Annotated in this window: 16 protein-coding genes and 2 pseudogenes; 11 read left to right on the top strand and 7 right to left on the bottom strand. The window is 62.0% G+C overall.

The features are described from left to right. Window positions 1-59: 59 nt before the first annotated feature. The 3 genes and pseudogenes from NQ038_RS15645 to mobF all read right to left on the bottom strand — a co-directional run. Window positions 60-698 (bottom strand): DDE-type integrase/transposase/recombinase, encoded by a 639-nt coding sequence (locus tag NQ038_RS15645; RefSeq protein ID WP_373456800.1) that lies wholly within the window; start codon window positions 696-698, stop codon window positions 60-62. After that, window positions 695-985, bottom strand: a complete 291-nt coding sequence (locus tag NQ038_RS15640; RefSeq protein ID WP_065415512.1) for a transposase — start codon at window positions 983-985, stop codon at window positions 695-697. Before NQ038_RS15640 ends, NQ038_RS15645 begins: the two co-directional genes overlap by 4 nt. Window positions 986-1056: 71 nt before the next feature. Continuing rightward, window positions 1057-2172 (bottom strand): annotated as a pseudogene (gene mobF / locus NQ038_RS09230) (MobF family relaxase); the annotation flags it as partial. A gap of 186 nt (window positions 2173-2358) precedes the next feature. On the opposite strand from mobF, the pseudogene NQ038_RS09225 reads away from it, so the two are divergent. Together NQ038_RS09225 and NQ038_RS09220 are read left to right on the top strand one after the other, a co-directional pair. Continuing rightward, window positions 2359-2754, top strand: a pseudogene (locus NQ038_RS09225) (DNA cytosine methyltransferase); the annotation flags it as partial. 88 nt (window positions 2755-2842) lie between these two features. Then, window positions 2843-3337 carry a hypothetical protein gene (locus NQ038_RS09220; protein WP_246430014.1) on the top strand — a complete coding sequence of 165 codons (495 nt, stop codon included), beginning with the start codon at window positions 2843-2845 and terminating at the stop codon, window positions 3335-3337. Window positions 3338-3646: 309 nt separating this feature from the next. Here the strand turns inward: NQ038_RS09220 and abc-f are convergent, their stop codons facing one another. Continuing rightward, window positions 3647-5323 (bottom strand): ribosomal protection-like ABC-F family protein, encoded by a 1677-nt coding sequence (gene abc-f, locus NQ038_RS09215; protein ID WP_373456802.1) that lies wholly within the window; start codon window positions 5321-5323, stop codon window positions 3647-3649. 575 nt (window positions 5324-5898) lie between these two features. On the opposite strand from abc-f, the gene erm reads away from it, so the two are divergent. The 7 genes from erm (at window position 5899) to NQ038_RS09180 (ending at window position 12157) form a co-directional block, all read left to right on the top strand. After that, complete coding sequence (gene erm, locus NQ038_RS09210; protein WP_184453701.1) at window positions 5899-6711, top strand: 23S ribosomal RNA methyltransferase Erm; 813 nt, start codon at window positions 5899-5901, stop codon at window positions 6709-6711. A gap of 247 nt (window positions 6712-6958) precedes the next feature. Further along, the gene (locus NQ038_RS09205; RefSeq protein ID WP_221437876.1) at window positions 6959-7777 is read left to right on the top strand and encodes an AraC family transcriptional regulator; all 819 of its coding nucleotides are present in this window, start codon (window positions 6959-6961) and stop codon (window positions 7775-7777) included. A 232-nt stretch (window positions 7778-8009) separates the two neighbouring features. After that, window positions 8010-9092, top strand: coding sequence for an ImmA/IrrE family metallo-endopeptidase (locus NQ038_RS09200; protein WP_257049980.1), 1083 nt, complete (start codon window positions 8010-8012; stop codon window positions 9090-9092). After that, a complete protein-coding gene (locus NQ038_RS09195; RefSeq protein WP_306427872.1) occupies window positions 9092-9997 on the top strand; it encodes a bifunctional DNA primase/polymerase in 906 nt (301 codons plus the stop codon). Before NQ038_RS09200 ends, NQ038_RS09195 begins: the two co-directional genes overlap by 1 nt. Beyond that, window positions 9994-10725: a DUF2637 domain-containing protein gene (locus NQ038_RS09190; protein WP_257049979.1), complete on the top strand. Its 732-nt coding sequence runs from the start codon at window positions 9994-9996 to the stop codon at window positions 10723-10725. The genes NQ038_RS09195 and NQ038_RS09190 overlap by 4 nt, the downstream gene beginning before the upstream one ends. A gap of 518 nt (window positions 10726-11243) precedes the next feature. Next, the gene (locus tag NQ038_RS09185; protein ID WP_306427871.1) at window positions 11244-11828 is read left to right on the top strand and encodes a hypothetical protein; all 585 of its coding nucleotides are present in this window, start codon (window positions 11244-11246) and stop codon (window positions 11826-11828) included. Then, window positions 11825-12157 carry a hypothetical protein gene (locus NQ038_RS09180; RefSeq protein ID WP_257049978.1) on the top strand — a complete coding sequence of 111 codons (333 nt, stop codon included), beginning with the start codon at window positions 11825-11827 and terminating at the stop codon, window positions 12155-12157. Before NQ038_RS09185 ends, NQ038_RS09180 begins: the two co-directional genes overlap by 4 nt. Window positions 12158-12175: 18 nt before the next feature. Here the strand turns inward: NQ038_RS09180 and NQ038_RS09175 are convergent, their stop codons facing one another. The 3 genes from NQ038_RS09175 to NQ038_RS09165 all read right to left on the bottom strand — a co-directional run bounded on the left by NQ038_RS09175 (window position 12176) and on the right by NQ038_RS09165 (window position 15481). Beyond that, a complete protein-coding gene (locus NQ038_RS09175) occupies window positions 12176-12940 on the bottom strand; it encodes an IS6-like element IS6100 family transposase (protein WP_001389365.1) in 765 nt (254 codons plus the stop codon). 196 nt (window positions 12941-13136) lie between these two features. Then, on the bottom strand, window positions 13137-14774 hold the full coding sequence (locus NQ038_RS09170; protein ID WP_257062445.1) for an HNH endonuclease signature motif containing protein: 1638 nt from the start codon (window positions 14772-14774) through the stop codon (window positions 13137-13139). A gap of 158 nt (window positions 14775-14932) precedes the next feature. After that, window positions 14933-15481 carry a hypothetical protein gene (locus NQ038_RS09165; RefSeq protein WP_257047907.1) on the bottom strand — a complete coding sequence of 183 codons (549 nt, stop codon included), beginning with the start codon at window positions 15479-15481 and terminating at the stop codon, window positions 14933-14935. 77 nt (window positions 15482-15558) lie between these two features. Here NQ038_RS09165 and NQ038_RS09160 point away from each other — a divergent pair, with 77 nt between their 5' ends. Together NQ038_RS09160 and NQ038_RS09155 are read left to right on the top strand one after the other, a co-directional pair. Then, window positions 15559-15747 (top strand): helix-turn-helix transcriptional regulator, encoded by a 189-nt coding sequence (locus tag NQ038_RS09160; RefSeq protein ID WP_257047905.1) that lies wholly within the window; start codon window positions 15559-15561, stop codon window positions 15745-15747. Next, a complete protein-coding gene (locus NQ038_RS09155) occupies window positions 15740-16165 on the top strand; it encodes a hypothetical protein (protein WP_257047904.1) in 426 nt (141 codons plus the stop codon). The genes NQ038_RS09160 and NQ038_RS09155 overlap by 8 nt, the downstream gene beginning before the upstream one ends. The last annotated feature ends 13 nt before the right edge of the window (window positions 16166-16178 follow it).

Genomic DNA, 16178 nt, shown 5'->3' with positions numbered 1-16178 from the left:
ATGGAACGGCCCGACCACCGCGGCGACACGCGCAGGCACATCACACCCGAACAGTACAATCACCTACAACATGAGACAACGACGCCGCGATCAAGCACAAACCCCAACCCGTGAAAAATCGAGGCTATTACACCCTCAGGGTAACCGCGTTGCATGAGCGCATTCTCGAGCGCCCGCACCGCAAGCGACGCTTTCATACGTTTGTCGATGGCATACCCGACGATCTTGTTCGAGCAGACGTCTTTGATCGCGCACATGTAGAGCTTGCCCTCACCGGTCCAGTGCTCTGTAATATCGGTCAGCCACTTCTCGTCGAGGTTCTCGGCAGTGAAATCGCGTTTGACCAGGTCATCACCCACCGGGGCGCCAGCCTCCTGATAGCGGCGTTTACGTGTCACGATCACTGACTGAATACCCGCCACCTTGCACAACCGCCACACACGCCGCTCTGAGAGTTCGTATCCGAGGTCATGCAGGTCGTCAGCGAGCACCCGATACCCGCCCTCGGGATCGTCTGCGTGGAGTTCCCGAAGCACACTGATGAGGTGTTCCTCTTCGATCTCACGCGCGGATAACGGCCGCTGCAGCCACTGATAGTACGCCTGCTTCGAGAAGCCGAGCACCCTGCACGCCACCGCAACCGGCACCCGAATACGGGCACCTGGCGCAGCCATTTCACGGACGAGCGGGTACATCATTTTGGGGGCGTGATATGAATCTGCGACAAATATGCTGCCGCCCGCCGAAGGACCTCGTTCTCCTGCTCGAGGAGCCGGTTCCGGCGCATCAACTCACGAATCCGGGCATCTTCCGCCGGTGACACATTCTTCGCGGCAGGAAGACCCTGCTCACGCCGGTCAGCGTCACCGAGCCATTTCGATATCGCCGACTTCGAAACACCAAGATCGCGGCATACCTCACGTTGCGAAGCGCCGGCCCGCACGAGCGCGACCGCATCATTCTTGAACTCTTCTGAATACCTCATCGTTTGATCATTCTCTCTAACCCCACCCGCTCACGCGAATGGACAAGAGTCAATCAAACCTTCAGCAGACCCGTGGTGAGGTCAGCGACAGAGCGAACCTGCTTCTCTGGGCGAGTGCTAAGTGTCGCTTGGGCGCGAAGCTTGATGATTGTCCTCAGCGACGGTTGCCGTCCGTGCCGTTCGACGTACTCCGCAATGAGTCGGTTCTTCTCCTGCTCGATATGGCGAGCGCGCGAGGAAAATTCCACCACTAGCTCTTCTGGAACCGTGCTGATTGCCCATGCCGGGTTTCGGTTGCGACCCATGTCTCGGGTCTCCCACTCGACGCCGAAGGTGCGAGTGAGGTGGTCGGCGAATACTGCCTCGTGTAGTTCAGATAGTGCGACTGTTGCGGCGTGGAGAGGGCGTCCGTCAAGGGAACGCCATTTCTCGTCGTGCGCAGTCTGCACTTTGTTCGAGATGACGACGTGCGTGTGGAGGTGTGGATCGCCGGCACGGGAGTCGTAATGATCGAATGCGGTGGCAATCAGTCCTGTTACGTCGACTTGCGCGACAGCCCCGTTGCGGCCGGTTGCACCGACACGGGTTGCAGCAACCTCGCGTTCTATGAACGCAATCATCTCTGCAACCGCTGCATGGTGTGCGTCCGCAATCAATGATTGCGTCCCCGCATCCGATACCGCCCAGAGCACGGATGCGGACTTCGGGATCGAGAAGGTGAAGTCGAACCCTGCAACAGCCCTTCGCGTGCCTCTCGCCGCTTCTTCCTCCTCAATCACAGCGACCGCCTCTGCTCGTTCCATTGGGCCGAGCCCGGAGTCAAGGGCAGCAGTGCGTTTTTGGATGCGTTCTGTCGGAGCTGGATAGTTCCGGTACGCACTACCTAGAGCGTCACCGGTCACGGGATCATGCCCCATCCCGACCAAGAGTTGAAGCTGAGTCTCGGTGACCTGATCGCCCACCTTAATCGCACTTCCCCCAAGGGCAGCCACGGCAGAGCCAAGCCAGCGACCGGGCGGACTGCCCTTCTCCGCGTAGTAGCGGGTCAATGGGGTCGACAGGTCACGATCACCATCCCCGGAAGCAACCGTACGCAGCAGGTACTTGTAGCCATCGCCGGCGGACATCACCCGCATCGAAACTGTCACCACACACCGTCCTTCGTTCGAGAACGAGGTAGGTGTCATCACCCTCCCACAGCACACCCTCCGGCACCCGGCTAATCGGGTGCCGGACCTCGCTTGCAAGACGCGTGACAACCCGTTCGAGCGAACCGTGAGAGGTCGGAGACGCTACGCGTCGACGGCGGCTAGCGCGAGATGCGAGGCATCGACTGAGTGGCGGCGTGCTGGGGTGGTTCGTGCACCTGGTGAGTGACCAGCTCGGAGCAACAGCAAAGCTCCGGAGTCACCGTTACAGGAGGTTTCCCAGTGGCTACTCAGACCCCGACCGACCGGACCACACCGCTACGGCTCGGATCGCTGTTCTCGGGCTACGGGGGACTTGATCTTGCGGTCGAGGAAGCCTTCGACGCATGCACGGTCTGGTTCTCCGAAATCAACCAACCCGTCGCCCGCGTCTTCTCCCACCACTGGCCAGATGCCCCGAACCTCGGCGACATCACTGCGATCAACTGGGGTACCGTTCCACCGATAGACATACTCTGCGGCGGGTTTCCCTGCCAGGACATATCGACTGTGGGGAAAATGGCCGGCCTGAAACCCGGCACTCGCTCCGGCTTGTGGGCGCACATGGCAGCGGCGATCGACGTACTGCAACCCGAGTGGGTTGTGATTGAGAACGTCCGCGGACTGCTCTCCGCAGACGCAATCCGCGCAGGCAACGAAGGAGACAAGAATGAGCAACGCAACCCCGAACATGCAAACCCAGAAGCCGCTACCTCTCGCGGTATGGAACGCGACCCGTGGCATCTGGGAGAAACCGCAGCTCGACCTCTTCGGGCAGCAGGAGCAGTTCTGGGAGACCTGGCCGACCTCCGGTATGACGCGCAATGGATCGGTCTTCCCGCTTCCGCCATCGGTGCACCGCACCCTCGCTACCGAGTCTTCATCCTCGCCCGTCGCACTGTTCCGGACCCCGCTCGCCTCGGACGTCTCCCGAGGCGGAGAGAGTCTGCAGCAGGTGAAGGCGCGTCGTGGGACCATCGCGCTTTCACACCAGATCATCGACTTCGCCCTCCACGGACCGCATGGCTCACCGAACAAGAACAACGACTCCGAGACTCTGTGTTCACTGATCGACGCGCTGCTCGACGATGGGGACGCTACGCCGACGCCATCACTCGCTGGGAACGCGTCACAGGACGCCAAGCTCCGTCACCTGAACTCCTGACGAAGAAGGCTGGACCTCGCCCGGCACCGGAGTTCGTCGAATGGCTGATGGGGCTTCCCACAGGCTGGGTGACAGCTGAACCCCATGGGCTTACACTAAACCAGCAGACCGCTGTTCTCGGCAACGGAGTTCTTCCGGTACAAGCTCTCTATGCACTTCGCGCGTTCTTTAGCAATATCGGGTAGACATCAGTCGAGGGGCACTCCGCCTGAGACAGACGGCGACTGCCCCTGAGAACGACGTCACGCCACCGGAAGTGAGGGGCCCGTCTGCCAATTCACGCGGCATCCTTCGGAAGTCATTCAACACTCAACATTCAACGCTCGCTATGCCGCCGAGGTCAACATGAACTCTTTGCACACTGCCTCTTGCCAGCACTTTTTCTTGCCATCGCCGATCGTGTGTAACGGTGAGGACTGCCCCTGGGTAATCGCGTAGCGCGTCTTCCATTTGCTCGACAAGTTCCGGTGAAAGGTGGTTCGTGGGTTCGTCGAGGAACAAAATATCACTGGGCGCGGACACCGCAACGGCGACTTCCATGCGTCGACGTTGCCCAACGGACAACTTGTTCATCTGTAGTTCCAGGTCACGTGGCGAGAAGAGCCCCAGTGCGAGAAGCGTTTCTGCTGCGTCCCCCGCATAGGAGTGTGTTGCCTCGGCAAACGCTTCCAAAAGGGTGCTTCCGATCTCGCCCGCGGGTTCCTGCCGGAGCCATGCTATGCGAAGGTCGGGTGTCCCCCATATCTCGCCTTCTTGCAGGGGGAACTCGCCGGCAAGCGCGCGCAGGAGCGTGGTCTTCCCCGCTCCGTTTGGTCCCGCGATGAGCCAACGGTCGCCCTCGTGAACTTCGAGCGAGTCGAGCAGCAGCCCCGGTTGTCCGATGCTCGCCCTGTTGCGTAGCGAATGCGCGGCTAGGAGTAGTGTTTGCTCGGGCATCGCGTCGGGGTCCTGGACGAGCGACCGGTTTGTGAAGGCGGGCGAAAAGCTCAGAAGGTCTGCGGGTCTTGACACTGGGTCTGCGTGCAATCGTGCCACGCGTTCCTTGGCTTGCCTGACTCTTCCTGTCGCGCCGTGGTCGCTGCTTCGAGCCCGGAAAGCACCGTGACCAAAGCTAGCTCTCTCTTGCTTGCGCGGAATTGCAGTGAGGCGGAACGAGTTCGAGGCCAACAATGCCTCACTCCGAGAGAGTTCCTGCCGCCACGTCTCGTACTGAGTGAGGAGGCGCTGTCGCTCTGTGTCGCGCGCGGCAAGGTATCCCGCGTAACCGTTGCCATACCTCCGGAGTTCCCCATCTTCCACGGCGACAATTTCTGTTGCTACTCGGTCGAGAAACGCCCGATCGTGAGTCACGACGACAAGCGCACCTCGATGTTCCGAGAGTCTCTCCTCTAACCATGCCACGCCCTTTTCGTCGAGGTCGTTCGTGGGTTCGTCGAGGAGGATCAAGTCCGATTGAGAGGACAGCGCCGCCGCGAGCGCTAGTCGCGTACGCTCGCCGCCGGATAGTGAACCCACGAGACGGGTGCGATCCAAACCTTCAAGGGAGAGTTGGTTGAGTGCAGCGTCGATTCTCTGGTCAACGCCGTACCCGTCTCTGGCCTCAAATTGATCTGTTAGTTCAGCCAGGTTGTTGAGGAGAGCAGGAAGTTCGGATTCAGCAGCATCCGCAATGCTATCGCTGATGTGCTGCATTGCCGCCTCGATCTCTCGAACCTCGACTAGCAACTCGTCTAGTGCGTTGGAGATCGTGGCTTCGGGTGGAAAGTGAGGTTGCTGCTCGGCAAGGACGAAGCCACCTGGAAGCTCGACGGTGCGCTCACCGGATTCCAGGGAAACGATTCCGGCGAGAACCTGCAGGAGGGTCGATTTTCCGGCGCCGTTGTCCCCGATGACCGCGAGTCGTTCGTGAGCCCCGACGCTGATATCGATGTTTCGGAACACCACATGGTCGGCGAAACGGACGGTGCCGTTCCGGATTGAGCAAATACGGTGATGGGTTTTAGTGGCACTCGTGTGCAGGTTGAACGGTGTTGAACGGGGCAAAGCGAACTCCTCTGCGCGACCGGCAGGCGGGAACACCAGCAGAATCGCAACAGGTGCGACTCGAAAACGGAGTCGCACGGTGTACGGGAACCTCGCGCCTGCAACGTACTACCGCCCGGCGCGCATAGGACCCACCACGGAGAGAGCTCAACGCGGCGTCCCGTACTAAAGAATCAGCGCACCCATGGCGCAAATTATACCACGCCGGGTCGCGCGATTCACCTAGCCTAGCCCGGAAGCATGGGGAACGACGTCCGTTGACACGTCGGCCAGCGGCTTGGCATTCTACGGAGGGTCAAGTAGCCTGACGTTTATGGGAACTTTGATTTTCGCGCGCTGATGGCGCTCTCTGGGGATAGCGACAGTCGCTCGTAGCGACCTGAGCGCTCTCTTTTTGAACCCAGATTGTTGACGCCATCGCACGGAGTGTCCACCGCACCCGCGCGCGCGTTCCCACCTCTTTCAGTGTTCGTTGTGACGTCGGGTGCTCCAATTCCCATGACTCTTGGAGCGCTCACATGCGATTTCAATCAACCTTTGGCGGCCGTCATGAACTCGGCCAGAACTTTCTCCGTAGTCCCAGCACCATTGACCGTTTCATTGCGGTCGTTCGCGATACAGAAGGGAGCATCCTTGAAGTAGGTGCCGGCGATGGTGCCATCACGCGGAAACTGTCTCTACTAAATCGAGATATCACCGCAATCGATGTTGATGAACAACTTGTCAAACGTTTGCAGCGGGATATTCCTACAGTTCGAGTCGAGCGTGCCGACGCTCTGCGTTTCTCACTCGACTTTCCGGTCATAGTGGGGAACATCCCCTTCAACCTGACGACCCCAATTCTGCGCCGCCTGCTTAAATCATCCACCTGGAACTATGCAGTTCTACTGACACAGTGGGAAGTCGCACGGAAGCGGGCTGGCGTCGGCGGATGCACGATGATGACTGCACAAGCCGCTCCCTGGTATGTATTCGAGTTGCGTGGTCGAGTACCAGCACGCCATTTCGCACCGCAGCCAAGCGTAGACGGTGGAATTCTCCACATAGCTCGCCGCGAAAAACCCCTCGTGTCTTCAGCGGAACGGCGCAACTATGAGAGCTTCGTGCGTGCAGCGTTCACCGGCAGAGGTCGCACTCTCCCACAGATCCTTGGCCGAGCGAGTGGAGCGCCAAGCAACCAGGCATCCCGAGTGCTCAGTGAGCTGTCACTCGGGGATGTTCGCCTGCCACGCGATCTCCGGGCTGATACATGGGCCGTGTTGTGGTCCCGCCTTACCCAACGCCGGCAACCGCACGACCAAGAGGGAGCAAGACGGGACTTTCGACAATGAACTCGCCGCGGATTTGGCTCGCTACTTTGGGCGCCGATTTGCCGAGGATCAGTGAGGACTCACTCGTGGCGAGTCCGACAGGTGCAATTGCGTCCGCCAACGACAACGGAGGCGTACATGGACGAGCCAGGAGCTCGACGTGGTGCCAAGGTTAGTGAGAACACGCGGTAGCGAGTTTTCACCAGTCGTGGCTCGCTTAGGGACCATGCATCGCCCTCTCGGGCCCCGTGCGTTCGACTGCGCCCAGATGGCGGTTGTTCGCGCGGGGTCCGCAATTCTGTTCGGAAAGTTCGGTGACCACTATCTCAATATCGGTGACGTTGCGCTGATCTCTCCCTGTACCCTGTTCCGTGTCGAGCCGGAACCATGGGTCACCATAACCACACTGTACGTGGACAACGACTATCTGGTCGATCAGATCTTCTGGCAGTACGCTGCGCACTTCACCGATCGGCTCGACACCCAGACCTTCCTCGATGCCCAAGATACTGACCCGATTCATGTAGTGCGCCTCGGGGAAAACCGAGCTAGCTTGCTTACGCCATGGCTGGACGAACTAACCGCCCTAAGCACGAATGGCCTGTTGCCGGAGCGGTTCTACCGGCTCCAAGCGCTCCTGTTCTGCATCTTCGACATCGTCGTGCCAACGCTCGACGATGGAGGTATCGTGCCTCGTGGCCGGACAAGTGTGCTGCCGCGTTTGCCACGGCGCCGCGCGTTCTCACCAGTGCAGGAAGAAGCGCGCCTGGCTGCTCGAATGCTTCGCGACGGGCTCGCCGAGGAGTGGACGCTAGACCGGCTCGCCGCTTCAGTGCATTTGTCACGGTCGAGGCTCGGCCGGGTGTTTCGCGAAGCGTTCGGCAAGACCCCGATCGCCTACTTGACAATGCTGCGGGCCGAGCGAATGGCTGAACTTTTGCGCACCACCGACGCGCCAATCGCTACGATTGCATCTCAGTTGGGATGGCCTGACCCAGACTATGCCGGGCGGCTTTTCAAACAGAGTGTGGGCTACTCGCCCCGCCAGTACAGGGCTCTAAGTCGCCGTATCCCGGCCGCCGAGTGATCCAGACGAAAGCGGCTTGATCCCGGACCATTGCGTCGCAATTCGTGTTTTTCGTGTCCGGATCTGCGCTTTCAGGTAGACCGGATCGGACTCGTCGGGTCTGTTCAGCTCTCTAGCGGTCGCTCACTTTCGTTTGCCGTCCGTCTCGATTGCGTTTCCTGATTCCCTTCGCGCACCTTCTGGTCGCAGAGGTTACCCGTCGTGTGTGGGTGCCTGCGGAAGGAGAACGGCGATGGTAACCAGCGAGGAAGCGCGGGCAGTGCGCGATGCGAAACTCCATACTCTGCATGAACAGCTTGCCGGTGCGGTGGAGTCGTTGGTGTCGGGTGAGGACTGGAAACAGGCGTTGGAGTTCGCGGCCAGGTTCCGTGCCCGATCGTTCAACAACACGCTACTAATTTTCGCGCAGCATCAGGCCGCGTTCGAGGCGGGCCGAGTGCCCGAGCCGGTACCGACATTTGTGGCGGGGTTCAAGCAGTGGCAGACGCTCGGCCGGCAAGTCGAGAAGGGGCAGTCGGGGTACATGATCCTCGCCCCTGTGTCCGGTAGATTTGCGTCATTCACACCGAAGGTGGCGGAGTCATGGCGCAGGTTGGGCCGGTTTGAGAAACCGAAGCCGGGTGAGACCGTACGGTCCCGCATGGTCGGAGTTCGCCCCGCCTACGTGTGGGACGTCTCTCAAACTGATGGTGGGCCTATCCCGACACCACCATCACCCCGACTCCTCGAAGGCGAAGCGCCTGACGGGCTCCGGGAAGGCGTCGCACGACAGATCGAGGCGGAGGGTTTCACGGTAGTATGGGTGCCGCATGAAGGCATGATCCACGGCGCGAACGGCCTTACCGATTTCGGTGCTCGAACCGTGGCGGTGCGGGAGAACATGCCCGAGGCGGCACAAGTGAAGACCCTCGTGCATGAGCTCGCCCATGTTCTCCTGCATGGCCCGGAGAACCCGGACGCTTCTGGGCATCGCGGGATCAGCGAGGTGGAGGCCGACTCAGTCGCGTTGATGGTCGCAGCTTCTCATGGCATGGATACCAGCGACTACACGATCCCGTATGTGTCAGGCTGGGCGGCGACCGTGCCGGAGAAGTCCCCAGTCGAAGTCGTCCAAGCCACTGGTGAGCGAGTCAGGAAAACATCGGCAGCGATCCTCGACCAGCTTCCTACCGTGCAGATCAGTAATGGCGAGCCGCCCGGACTCACCCGCGACACCCTGGTAAAGCAGCACACTGTGCGCGCGGCGCAACCTGATGTTGATCCATTAGTTGAGGAACCACTTCGTACGGTGTCGGCTTCGGTGAGGAGCATGTGATGGATACCGTCGACTTACTCACCGAAGTGGGCGGGATGCCTCCCCGTGACGCAGCTCTCCGTTTTGCTGTGGCCGGAGTGCCAGTGTTTCCCTGCGTACCCGGCGCGAAACGCCCGCTGGTTCGTCACGGATTCCATGATGCGACCGCTGATACTGCACAAGTTGCATCATGGTGGGTGCGATGGCCGACCGCGAATATTGGTATCCCCACCGGTAGGGCCTCGGGTGTGGATGTCGTTGATATTGATGTGCATCCCACCGGCACCGGGTTCCCGGCATTTCGTGCGGTACATCATGACGGGTATGCAGTCGGGTGGACGGCTTTGGTGCGCACCCCGTCGGGTGGTCTCCATGCCTACTTTCCGGCGCACCCGACCCGGGTGCAGCCGTCGTGGCAAGCAGCTCGCTCGTATATCGATTTCCGTGGCGACGGTGGCTACATCATCGCCCCGCCGTCTACGGTGCTGCGCCCTGACGGGGTTCGTGCACCGTACCGACTCATCGTGTCTTCCGGCCAGGCAGGCACCCCAATAGATGCGACACGACTGCGAAAATATTTGGACCCGCGCCCAGCCGTCACCGCGCCTCACCCCGTCTCGAACGATTTTCGACGCGCGAACCCGAAAGTGCTTGCGGGGTGGGTCGCTGATCGTGCAGAGGGTGAACGGAACCGTGGACTGTTCTGGGCTGCATGCCGACTGGTGGAGGCCGGAGTATCACCTGCCGACACAATGGAGGCCTTGGGGCCAGCTGCCGCGCAGGCTGGTCTTCCGGCTCGGGAGATTGAATCCACGATCCGGTCCGCGTACCGAGCCAATCAGCCAGTAGCGCCCCGCAGCCCCACTCTGCTCGCTACAGATCGTGCGTACGCTGTGTCGCCTCATTCAGGGCGGCGGCTGACATGAATGTTGAGGTTCGTTCTGGTCGCCGGTTGGCAGTGGTCACAGCGATCACTGGCACCGTGTTTATTGCGGCAGGCGCATTCTGGCTTTCGTTTACTGCGCTTGCCGACCTAGCGCACCGATCTGGAATCGCGGAGGGTCAAGCGTGGGCGTGGCCGTTGATAGTGGACGGCATCATCGTTGTTGCGACCGTCGCGGTGGTTGCACTTGCGGGGCAACAGCGCCCGGCTTGGTATCCATGGACGCTGCTTGCAGCCGGCGCGCTGGTATCGGTCACCGCAAATGCAATTCATGCGGTGATTGCTGCTGACACTGACGTGCCGAGCGTGCTCGCCGCAAGCGTTGCTGCCGTACCTCCGTTGGTGTTGCTCGCGATCACGCACCTCACCGTCATCCTTACCAAACCTCTGCACCACCGGGCATCCCAAATGGAGCCAGTGGTCGAAACTGCACCACCCCTGGCAGTATCCGCAGAAAGCGCACCCCTGATACCTGTCAGCAGTGCACTACCTCCAGGGGACCCGTTTTCAGTACGGGAGCGCGACGCCGCACCGTTTCCGGGCACCACAGTCTCGGGCCGGAGACGTCGGGAAGTTGCGTCGCAGTTAAGGGAGACCGAGGGCTGGTCAAATAAGCAGATCGCCAAGCACTTGGGTGTGCACCCGTCAACAGTGGGCCGCTGGTTCACCCCCACTGAACCGGTTGTGCGTGAAGCGTTAGAGCGTCCATGATGAATGATCTACAGATCCCGCACCAGGAATATCCCGAGCAAGCCCCCGTCGCCGCGGTTCCCGACACCACGACAGCAGTTGCTGGTGGTGCTGTGCAGGACGCAGAACGGTCAGCTTTGGCCGTGCACCAGGACCCGTCACTTGTACGTCCGCACCCCAATTCCAAGGTCGGGCGTGGCCTCGAATGGGTGCGCCCCTCCGATCTGATTGCGGCGCACAGCGCCCGGATGGCAGGCCGCGGCCTTGACCTGCAAACTACCCTCGCTGCACGAGTACGGCAATTGCCCAGCCGGACCCGCAGCGCACACCAACATTCGCAGAGAAGTGTTGCACTTAGGGGACGAGAAGCATCGGTATTTGATGCGTTCGACGTGTGGGATACCACGGCGGCACCTCGGCAGTCCGTGCAGAGTGGTACTCCTGCGCTTGGGTTCAGGTGACTTGACATGTGCCAGCTCCCGATAGCCAACTATGGTGCTGGGGAGCGCGTGTGCACCTTCCATGTAGGAGGTGCCGCCATGCGACGCAATCAGACAGGAACCAGACCCGAGTTCGAACATCCCGAGAGCCTTCGACGGCTCCTCATCAGGCTTGACCAGGCTGGTCCAGGTGCGTGGCGCAGTGACCCTGCTGCCACCGAATTGATGCGTCATGCGGCCACGAAGTATGCAGCTCTCGCAAGAAAACATGGCCTCGATCCCTGGGAAGCAGCGACAGCAGCATTCGAGGCAATGCGCACTCCATCGGTGCGACGTGCCGACGACCCGTGGGCCGTCATCACTCGCGCCGTCCAGATCACCTGTATCGCTGAGGGGCGGGCACACGGACTGCTGTGTTCAGTGCACCAGGCTCGTCGTCCCCGCTACTCACAGTTTCATGACGCGGAACGCTTCTCGGACCGAGAAAACCAACTCACCGATTACCACCCCGCATTCCACGCCACATCATCACCATTTGACGACGAAGACACTCATCCTGATGACCCTGATGGAGTGACAGCCGCGATCAGTGACACCATTCTGCTACTCAGCCTGCTGGGCTGGGAAACCAGTGCCGCCCAGGCCGCAGTCGAATACTGCCGGTTGCGGCGCTCGGCGGCATGATTTGGGGGTCGATCGCCGACCCTCGCGATGGCTGGACCGGCACATTCTTCCCCGTCGAGAACAACGAGCCGCCGTGGAACTTCGGGCTGGGCTGGGCCGCCGTGACGGTCTGGCTGCTCATCATGGTCGGCGTGCTCGTCGTCAGGTTGAGCGTCTTCCGTGGCCTGCGGGCCGAGAACCGGTGGGTCTTCGAGCACGGCGTGCCGTATTCGATCCACCGGTCGTCCGTGGACTACGACGACGGTGAGACGAGCGGGTGGCCGACATACATTGCGCTGAATCATCGACTCGACGGCTCTGTTGCAAAGATTGGCGGCAGTCAGAGGTAGGCTGTCGCTCTGCGCCGATCAGGCGGCTGCTGCGAAATGGTGGTTGAGCATGCCCATGGCCTCCGTCAGCGCCGAGGGCCCAATGCCAAAAGCTCTCTCCACAAGGCGCACCTCGCCCCTGATGCCGGGCTGCAGGCACCAGGGGCGAGCCTGTCCTTTGCGCAGGGCTCGCATGACTTCGAATCCCTTGATCGTGGCATAGGCCGTGGGGATCGATTTGAAACCGCGCACCGGCTTGATCAGTATCTTGAGCTTTCCGTGATCGGCCTCGATCACGTTATTGAGATACTTCACCTGCCGGTGGGCCGTCTCCCGGTCCAGCTTTCCTTCGCGCTTCAATTCGGTGATCGCTGCACCATAGCTCGGCGCTTTGTCGGTATTGAGCGTGGCAGGCTTTTCCCAGTGCTTCAGGCCTCGCAGGGCCTTGCCCAGGAACCGCTTCGCTGCCTTGGCGCTGCGGGTCGGCGACAGGTAGAAATCGATCGTGTCGCCCCGCTTGTCGACTGCCCGGTACAGGTAGGTCCACTTGCCCCGCACCTTGACGTAGGTTTCATCCAGGCGCCAGCTCGGATCAAAGCCACGCCGCCAGAACCAGCGCAGCCGCTTCTCCATCTCCGGGGCGTAGCACTGGACCCAGCGATAGATCGTCGTATGGTCGACCGAAATGCCGCGTTCCGCCAGCATTTCCTCAAGGTCGCGATAGCTGATCGGATAGCGACAATACCAGCGCACCGCCCACAGGATCACATCACCCTGGAAATGGCGCCACTTGAAATCCGTCATCGTTCCGTCCGTCCAATCTCCGCCAAGCATGCTCAAGCTTCACGATTTTTGCAACAGAGCCGTGCCAGGGTTCCGGCATGGTCGCCACCGACTGGGGCCTGTTCGACGACTGGGGAAATTACGGGCTGACGATCGAAACCGACGAGACCACCTGCCAGGCGACCTGGAACGGCGATAAATACGCGATCGACTGAGCTCAGGCGGGCGACTGGATGACGGTAGGCGACTGAGCGCGCAGGATCTTCTGCATGTCGAACAGCGCCCACAGACACCACTCCAGGTTGAAGCCGTAGCCTCCGCCGATCGTGGCGATCCTGTCGACTTCCCCCACGACGTCCGGACGACGTTCGGGCCAGCCGTCCGTCCAGCCCGTGGGCCACTCGGTGTGGGAACCGGGCCCGGTGGCGGTATCCCCCAGCGTGGCATCGACCCCATTCGACCACGGATTGGGGACTATTTCGGCCCCGTGCGAGGTGAAGAACCGGAATCCGCTGCAGGTACGCCCTGTGCCGGATAGATTCGCGCCGGTGAAGGGAGTATTGCCGCGCACGATCCGCAGCTGGTGCTGGTGCACGGCAACGTGGTGCTGCCGACACAGCTGCAGCATATTGTCCACATCGGTCGGGCCTCCGTCGGCCCAGGTGTGGATGTGGTGGACCTCCAGACCGATGGTCCGTGCGCAGCCGGGGAACTGACAGCTCACATCACGCACCCGCAGGGCGATGCGCTGTCTACGAGTGGCCAGCCGGTGTGTCCGGCCCACCGCCAGAACATCACCGAATTCGTCCACCAGAGCCCCGATCACACCGGAGTTGCACGTCATCCGACCGAGCGTCGCCTCGCCGAGGGGCCCGAAGCCCTCCGCGTAGCCGACCGGGATGGCATCGGCCGCGCCAGGTGGCGTCCCCGCTGGGACGTCCCGACCCGGTTCGGCGCCCGTGTCACCGCTGGAATCGGTGAATGCGGCTTCGAGCACATCGGTGGACACGTGCACCACCAGGCGTCCCTCGCCCCGGACATCGAGGATGGCAGGGCCCGCACCTGCGCTGCCAGAGCCCGCACTGTCCGAGCCGCGGATCGCCGTCAGGAAGGCGTCGACCAGGCTCGGAGTCCCACCTGGAACCGCACCCCACGTCCCCGCTGGGACGTCCCCATCGTCTCCGAGGCCTCCAGTTTCTCCAACGCCGGTTTCTGCAACACCGTCCCGGTGCGCCCGGATCAGCCCGTCGCGCCGGCTCTGCACGGTGGCCATGACCTCGGCGGCCTCGGCTTCGGGAAGATCCACGATGATCCGGGCCCTGCCGTCCCCCAGCCCGAGGCAGACGAACCGGTCTTGCTCCCGGTTGATCTGCCGGAGTGTTTTGGAGTCGGTCGATGCCCCGCCCCGGTCGGGATTCGCATCGTCGACACGCACGAAGGTCGAGATCATGAGCTCCAGTTGCGCAGTCGTGGCCACCGCGGCCATATCCGCCGCGCGGTCCGGATCGATCCGGCCGGCCGCCCGGGTGATCGCCCTGACCTTCGAATAGGACAGCCGGCCCGCCGCGAACAGCTGGGCGACCCGCGGCATCAGGCGCAGCCCTTTGAGGGTGCGGGCGTATTCCCTGCCGGTATGGATGTTGAGCTCGCAGACCCAGGCGATCCAGTGGGCGAAACCTGAGATCCCCACCGCCTCCCGCCACAGTCCCGAGCGTTCGGCCAGATCGAGCCAGGCGAACAGGCGGGCCTGCTCGCCGGCGATCCTGGCTGCCTGCCCCCGGATCGCCGAGGCCAGCGCATCATGGCAGTCCGGTTGTCGTTCGTGCTCCGGCAGTCCGAGGAGTTCTGCGAGCACGACTCCTTCGATCGGTTCCTCTTCCCCACCCCTGTGCATGACGCCCCCTTGCGCCTGGAGCCGTTCCCCGGTCCGCGTCCGGAATGCGGCTTCGTCCACTCTTTCACCCAGGCTACGCAGGGGGTCTGACACGACTGGTGTCTGACACGACTGGCCCTTCAGGACACCGCGTAGACTCCGGCGACGGCGAGGCCCCCGAACACGCAGCCCCACAGCACGATGCCCACGCACTGCCAGACGATCACGCGGCCGCGCCCCGCCCCCAGGGACACCAGCATGGGCGCGGTGAACTGGCTGGGCACGAGCAGCTGTCCCAGGACACCAACGCCGGGGACCCCGAAGCGCTCGAAGATCTTGCGGACCCGGGCCCGACCGCGGGATTCCGACTTGGGCGCAGGGTCGGACTCCTTTGCCAACCCATCCGGCGAGGCCGCTGCGGCACCGGGTTGCGCCGCCCGGCGCTCCCGCACCCTGTTCTTCACCTTCTCGGCCAGGATCGCGCAGGCCGCCATCGAGGCGATATTGCCGATCACGGCCGCCCCGATGGCCACGGGCGCCGGGATGCCGATGACGATGCCCAGGATCGCACCCAGGTAGACCTCCAGGAAGGGCACCGCGGCCACGAGGATGACAACGACCCAGTGCAGCCAGTCGGGCAGCCCCTGGACGAAGGCGTGCAATTGCTCGAGGCTTCCGGTTCCGAACATGTTTCCTCCTATGGAAAGCGTGTTTGACACGACAAGCGTGCTTTACATCCGGGCAGGTTGTCAAGTACGCTTTCCATGTGCAGAGCAAGATCAAGGAACTGCGGACGGAACACGGTCTGTCCCAGCAGAAGCTGGCCGAGGAGGTCGGAGTGTCTCGGCAGACGATCAACTCACTGGAGAAGGGCCGCTACGACCCCTCACTGAAACTGGCGGTCGCGCTGGCCCGTCGCTTCTCCCTCACTGTCGAGGAGGTCTTCGATGTCTGAGAAGTCCAACCACAAGCTATTCGTCTCCTGGCCCAATGTGGTCGTCCTGGTCCTCCTGGCCGGCACTGTCGGCGTCAGCGCCATTGCGCACGACTGGTGGATGACCTTCTGGATGGGCGTGCTGTTCATCTGCATGCTCATCACCGTGGCCCGCGCCCACCGGCGCAAGCACCGGATGACGGACCTGGCCCGGGTCAACGCCCTGGAGTACGCCGATGAGCGCGACCGGCAGATCGGCATGACCGGCCTGGCCGCGGTGGGCGCGTTCAACCTGGTGGCGGTGTTCGCCCTCTACGTCTGGGCCGCACTGAGCTACCGGGAAAATCCCTCGCCGCTCCTCTACGTGGCACTCGCCCTCTTCCTGGGCAATATGCTGGTCTGGGCGATTGCGAACTGGATCGCCGCACGCCGGTTCTGAGGCCGGGTTCTCT

It is taken from the genome of Brevibacterium sp. 50QC2O2, from assembly GCF_024580675.1.
GTDB lineage: Bacteria > Actinomycetota > Actinomycetes > Actinomycetales > Brevibacteriaceae > Brevibacterium > Brevibacterium moorei.
The sequence above is the reverse complement of the archived record's forward strand: the minus strand, read 5'-3'. Positions and strand labels throughout refer to the sequence as shown.

Excerpts from the sequence above, each read along its gene's own strand:
- NQ038_RS09180 (WP_257049978.1), top strand. The coding sequence starts at position 11,825 with ATGATTTGGGGGTCGATCGCCGACCCTCGCGATGGCTGGACCGGCACA.
- NQ038_RS15645 (WP_373456800.1), bottom strand. The coding sequence starts at position 698 with ATGATGTACCCGCTCGTCCGTGAAATGGCTGCGCCAGGTGCCCGTATT.
- NQ038_RS09165 (WP_257047907.1), bottom strand. The coding sequence starts at position 15,481 with ATGTTCGGAACCGGAAGCCTCGAGCAATTGCACGCCTTCGTCCAGGGG.
- NQ038_RS15640 (WP_065415512.1), bottom strand. The coding sequence starts at position 985 with ATGAGGTATTCAGAAGAGTTCAAGAATGATGCGGTCGCGCTCGTGCGG.
- NQ038_RS09220 (WP_246430014.1), top strand. The coding sequence starts at position 2,843 with ATGAGCAACGCAACCCCGAACATGCAAACCCAGAAGCCGCTACCTCTC.
- NQ038_RS09195 (WP_306427872.1), top strand. The coding sequence starts at position 9,092 with ATGGATACCGTCGACTTACTCACCGAAGTGGGCGGGATGCCTCCCCGT.
- NQ038_RS09185 (WP_306427871.1), top strand. The coding sequence starts at position 11,244 with ATGCGACGCAATCAGACAGGAACCAGACCCGAGTTCGAACATCCCGAG.
- NQ038_RS09205 (WP_221437876.1), top strand. The coding sequence starts at position 6,959 with ATGGCGGTTGTTCGCGCGGGGTCCGCAATTCTGTTCGGAAAGTTCGGT.
- NQ038_RS09175 (WP_001389365.1), bottom strand. The coding sequence starts at position 12,940 with ATGACGGATTTCAAGTGGCGCCATTTCCAGGGTGATGTGATCCTGTGG.
- erm (WP_184453701.1), top strand. The coding sequence starts at position 5,899 with ATGCGATTTCAATCAACCTTTGGCGGCCGTCATGAACTCGGCCAGAAC.
- NQ038_RS09155 (WP_257047904.1), top strand. The coding sequence starts at position 15,740 with ATGTCTGAGAAGTCCAACCACAAGCTATTCGTCTCCTGGCCCAATGTG.
- NQ038_RS09200 (WP_257049980.1), top strand. The coding sequence starts at position 8,010 with ATGGTAACCAGCGAGGAAGCGCGGGCAGTGCGCGATGCGAAACTCCAT.
- NQ038_RS09190 (WP_257049979.1), top strand. The coding sequence starts at position 9,994 with ATGAATGTTGAGGTTCGTTCTGGTCGCCGGTTGGCAGTGGTCACAGCG.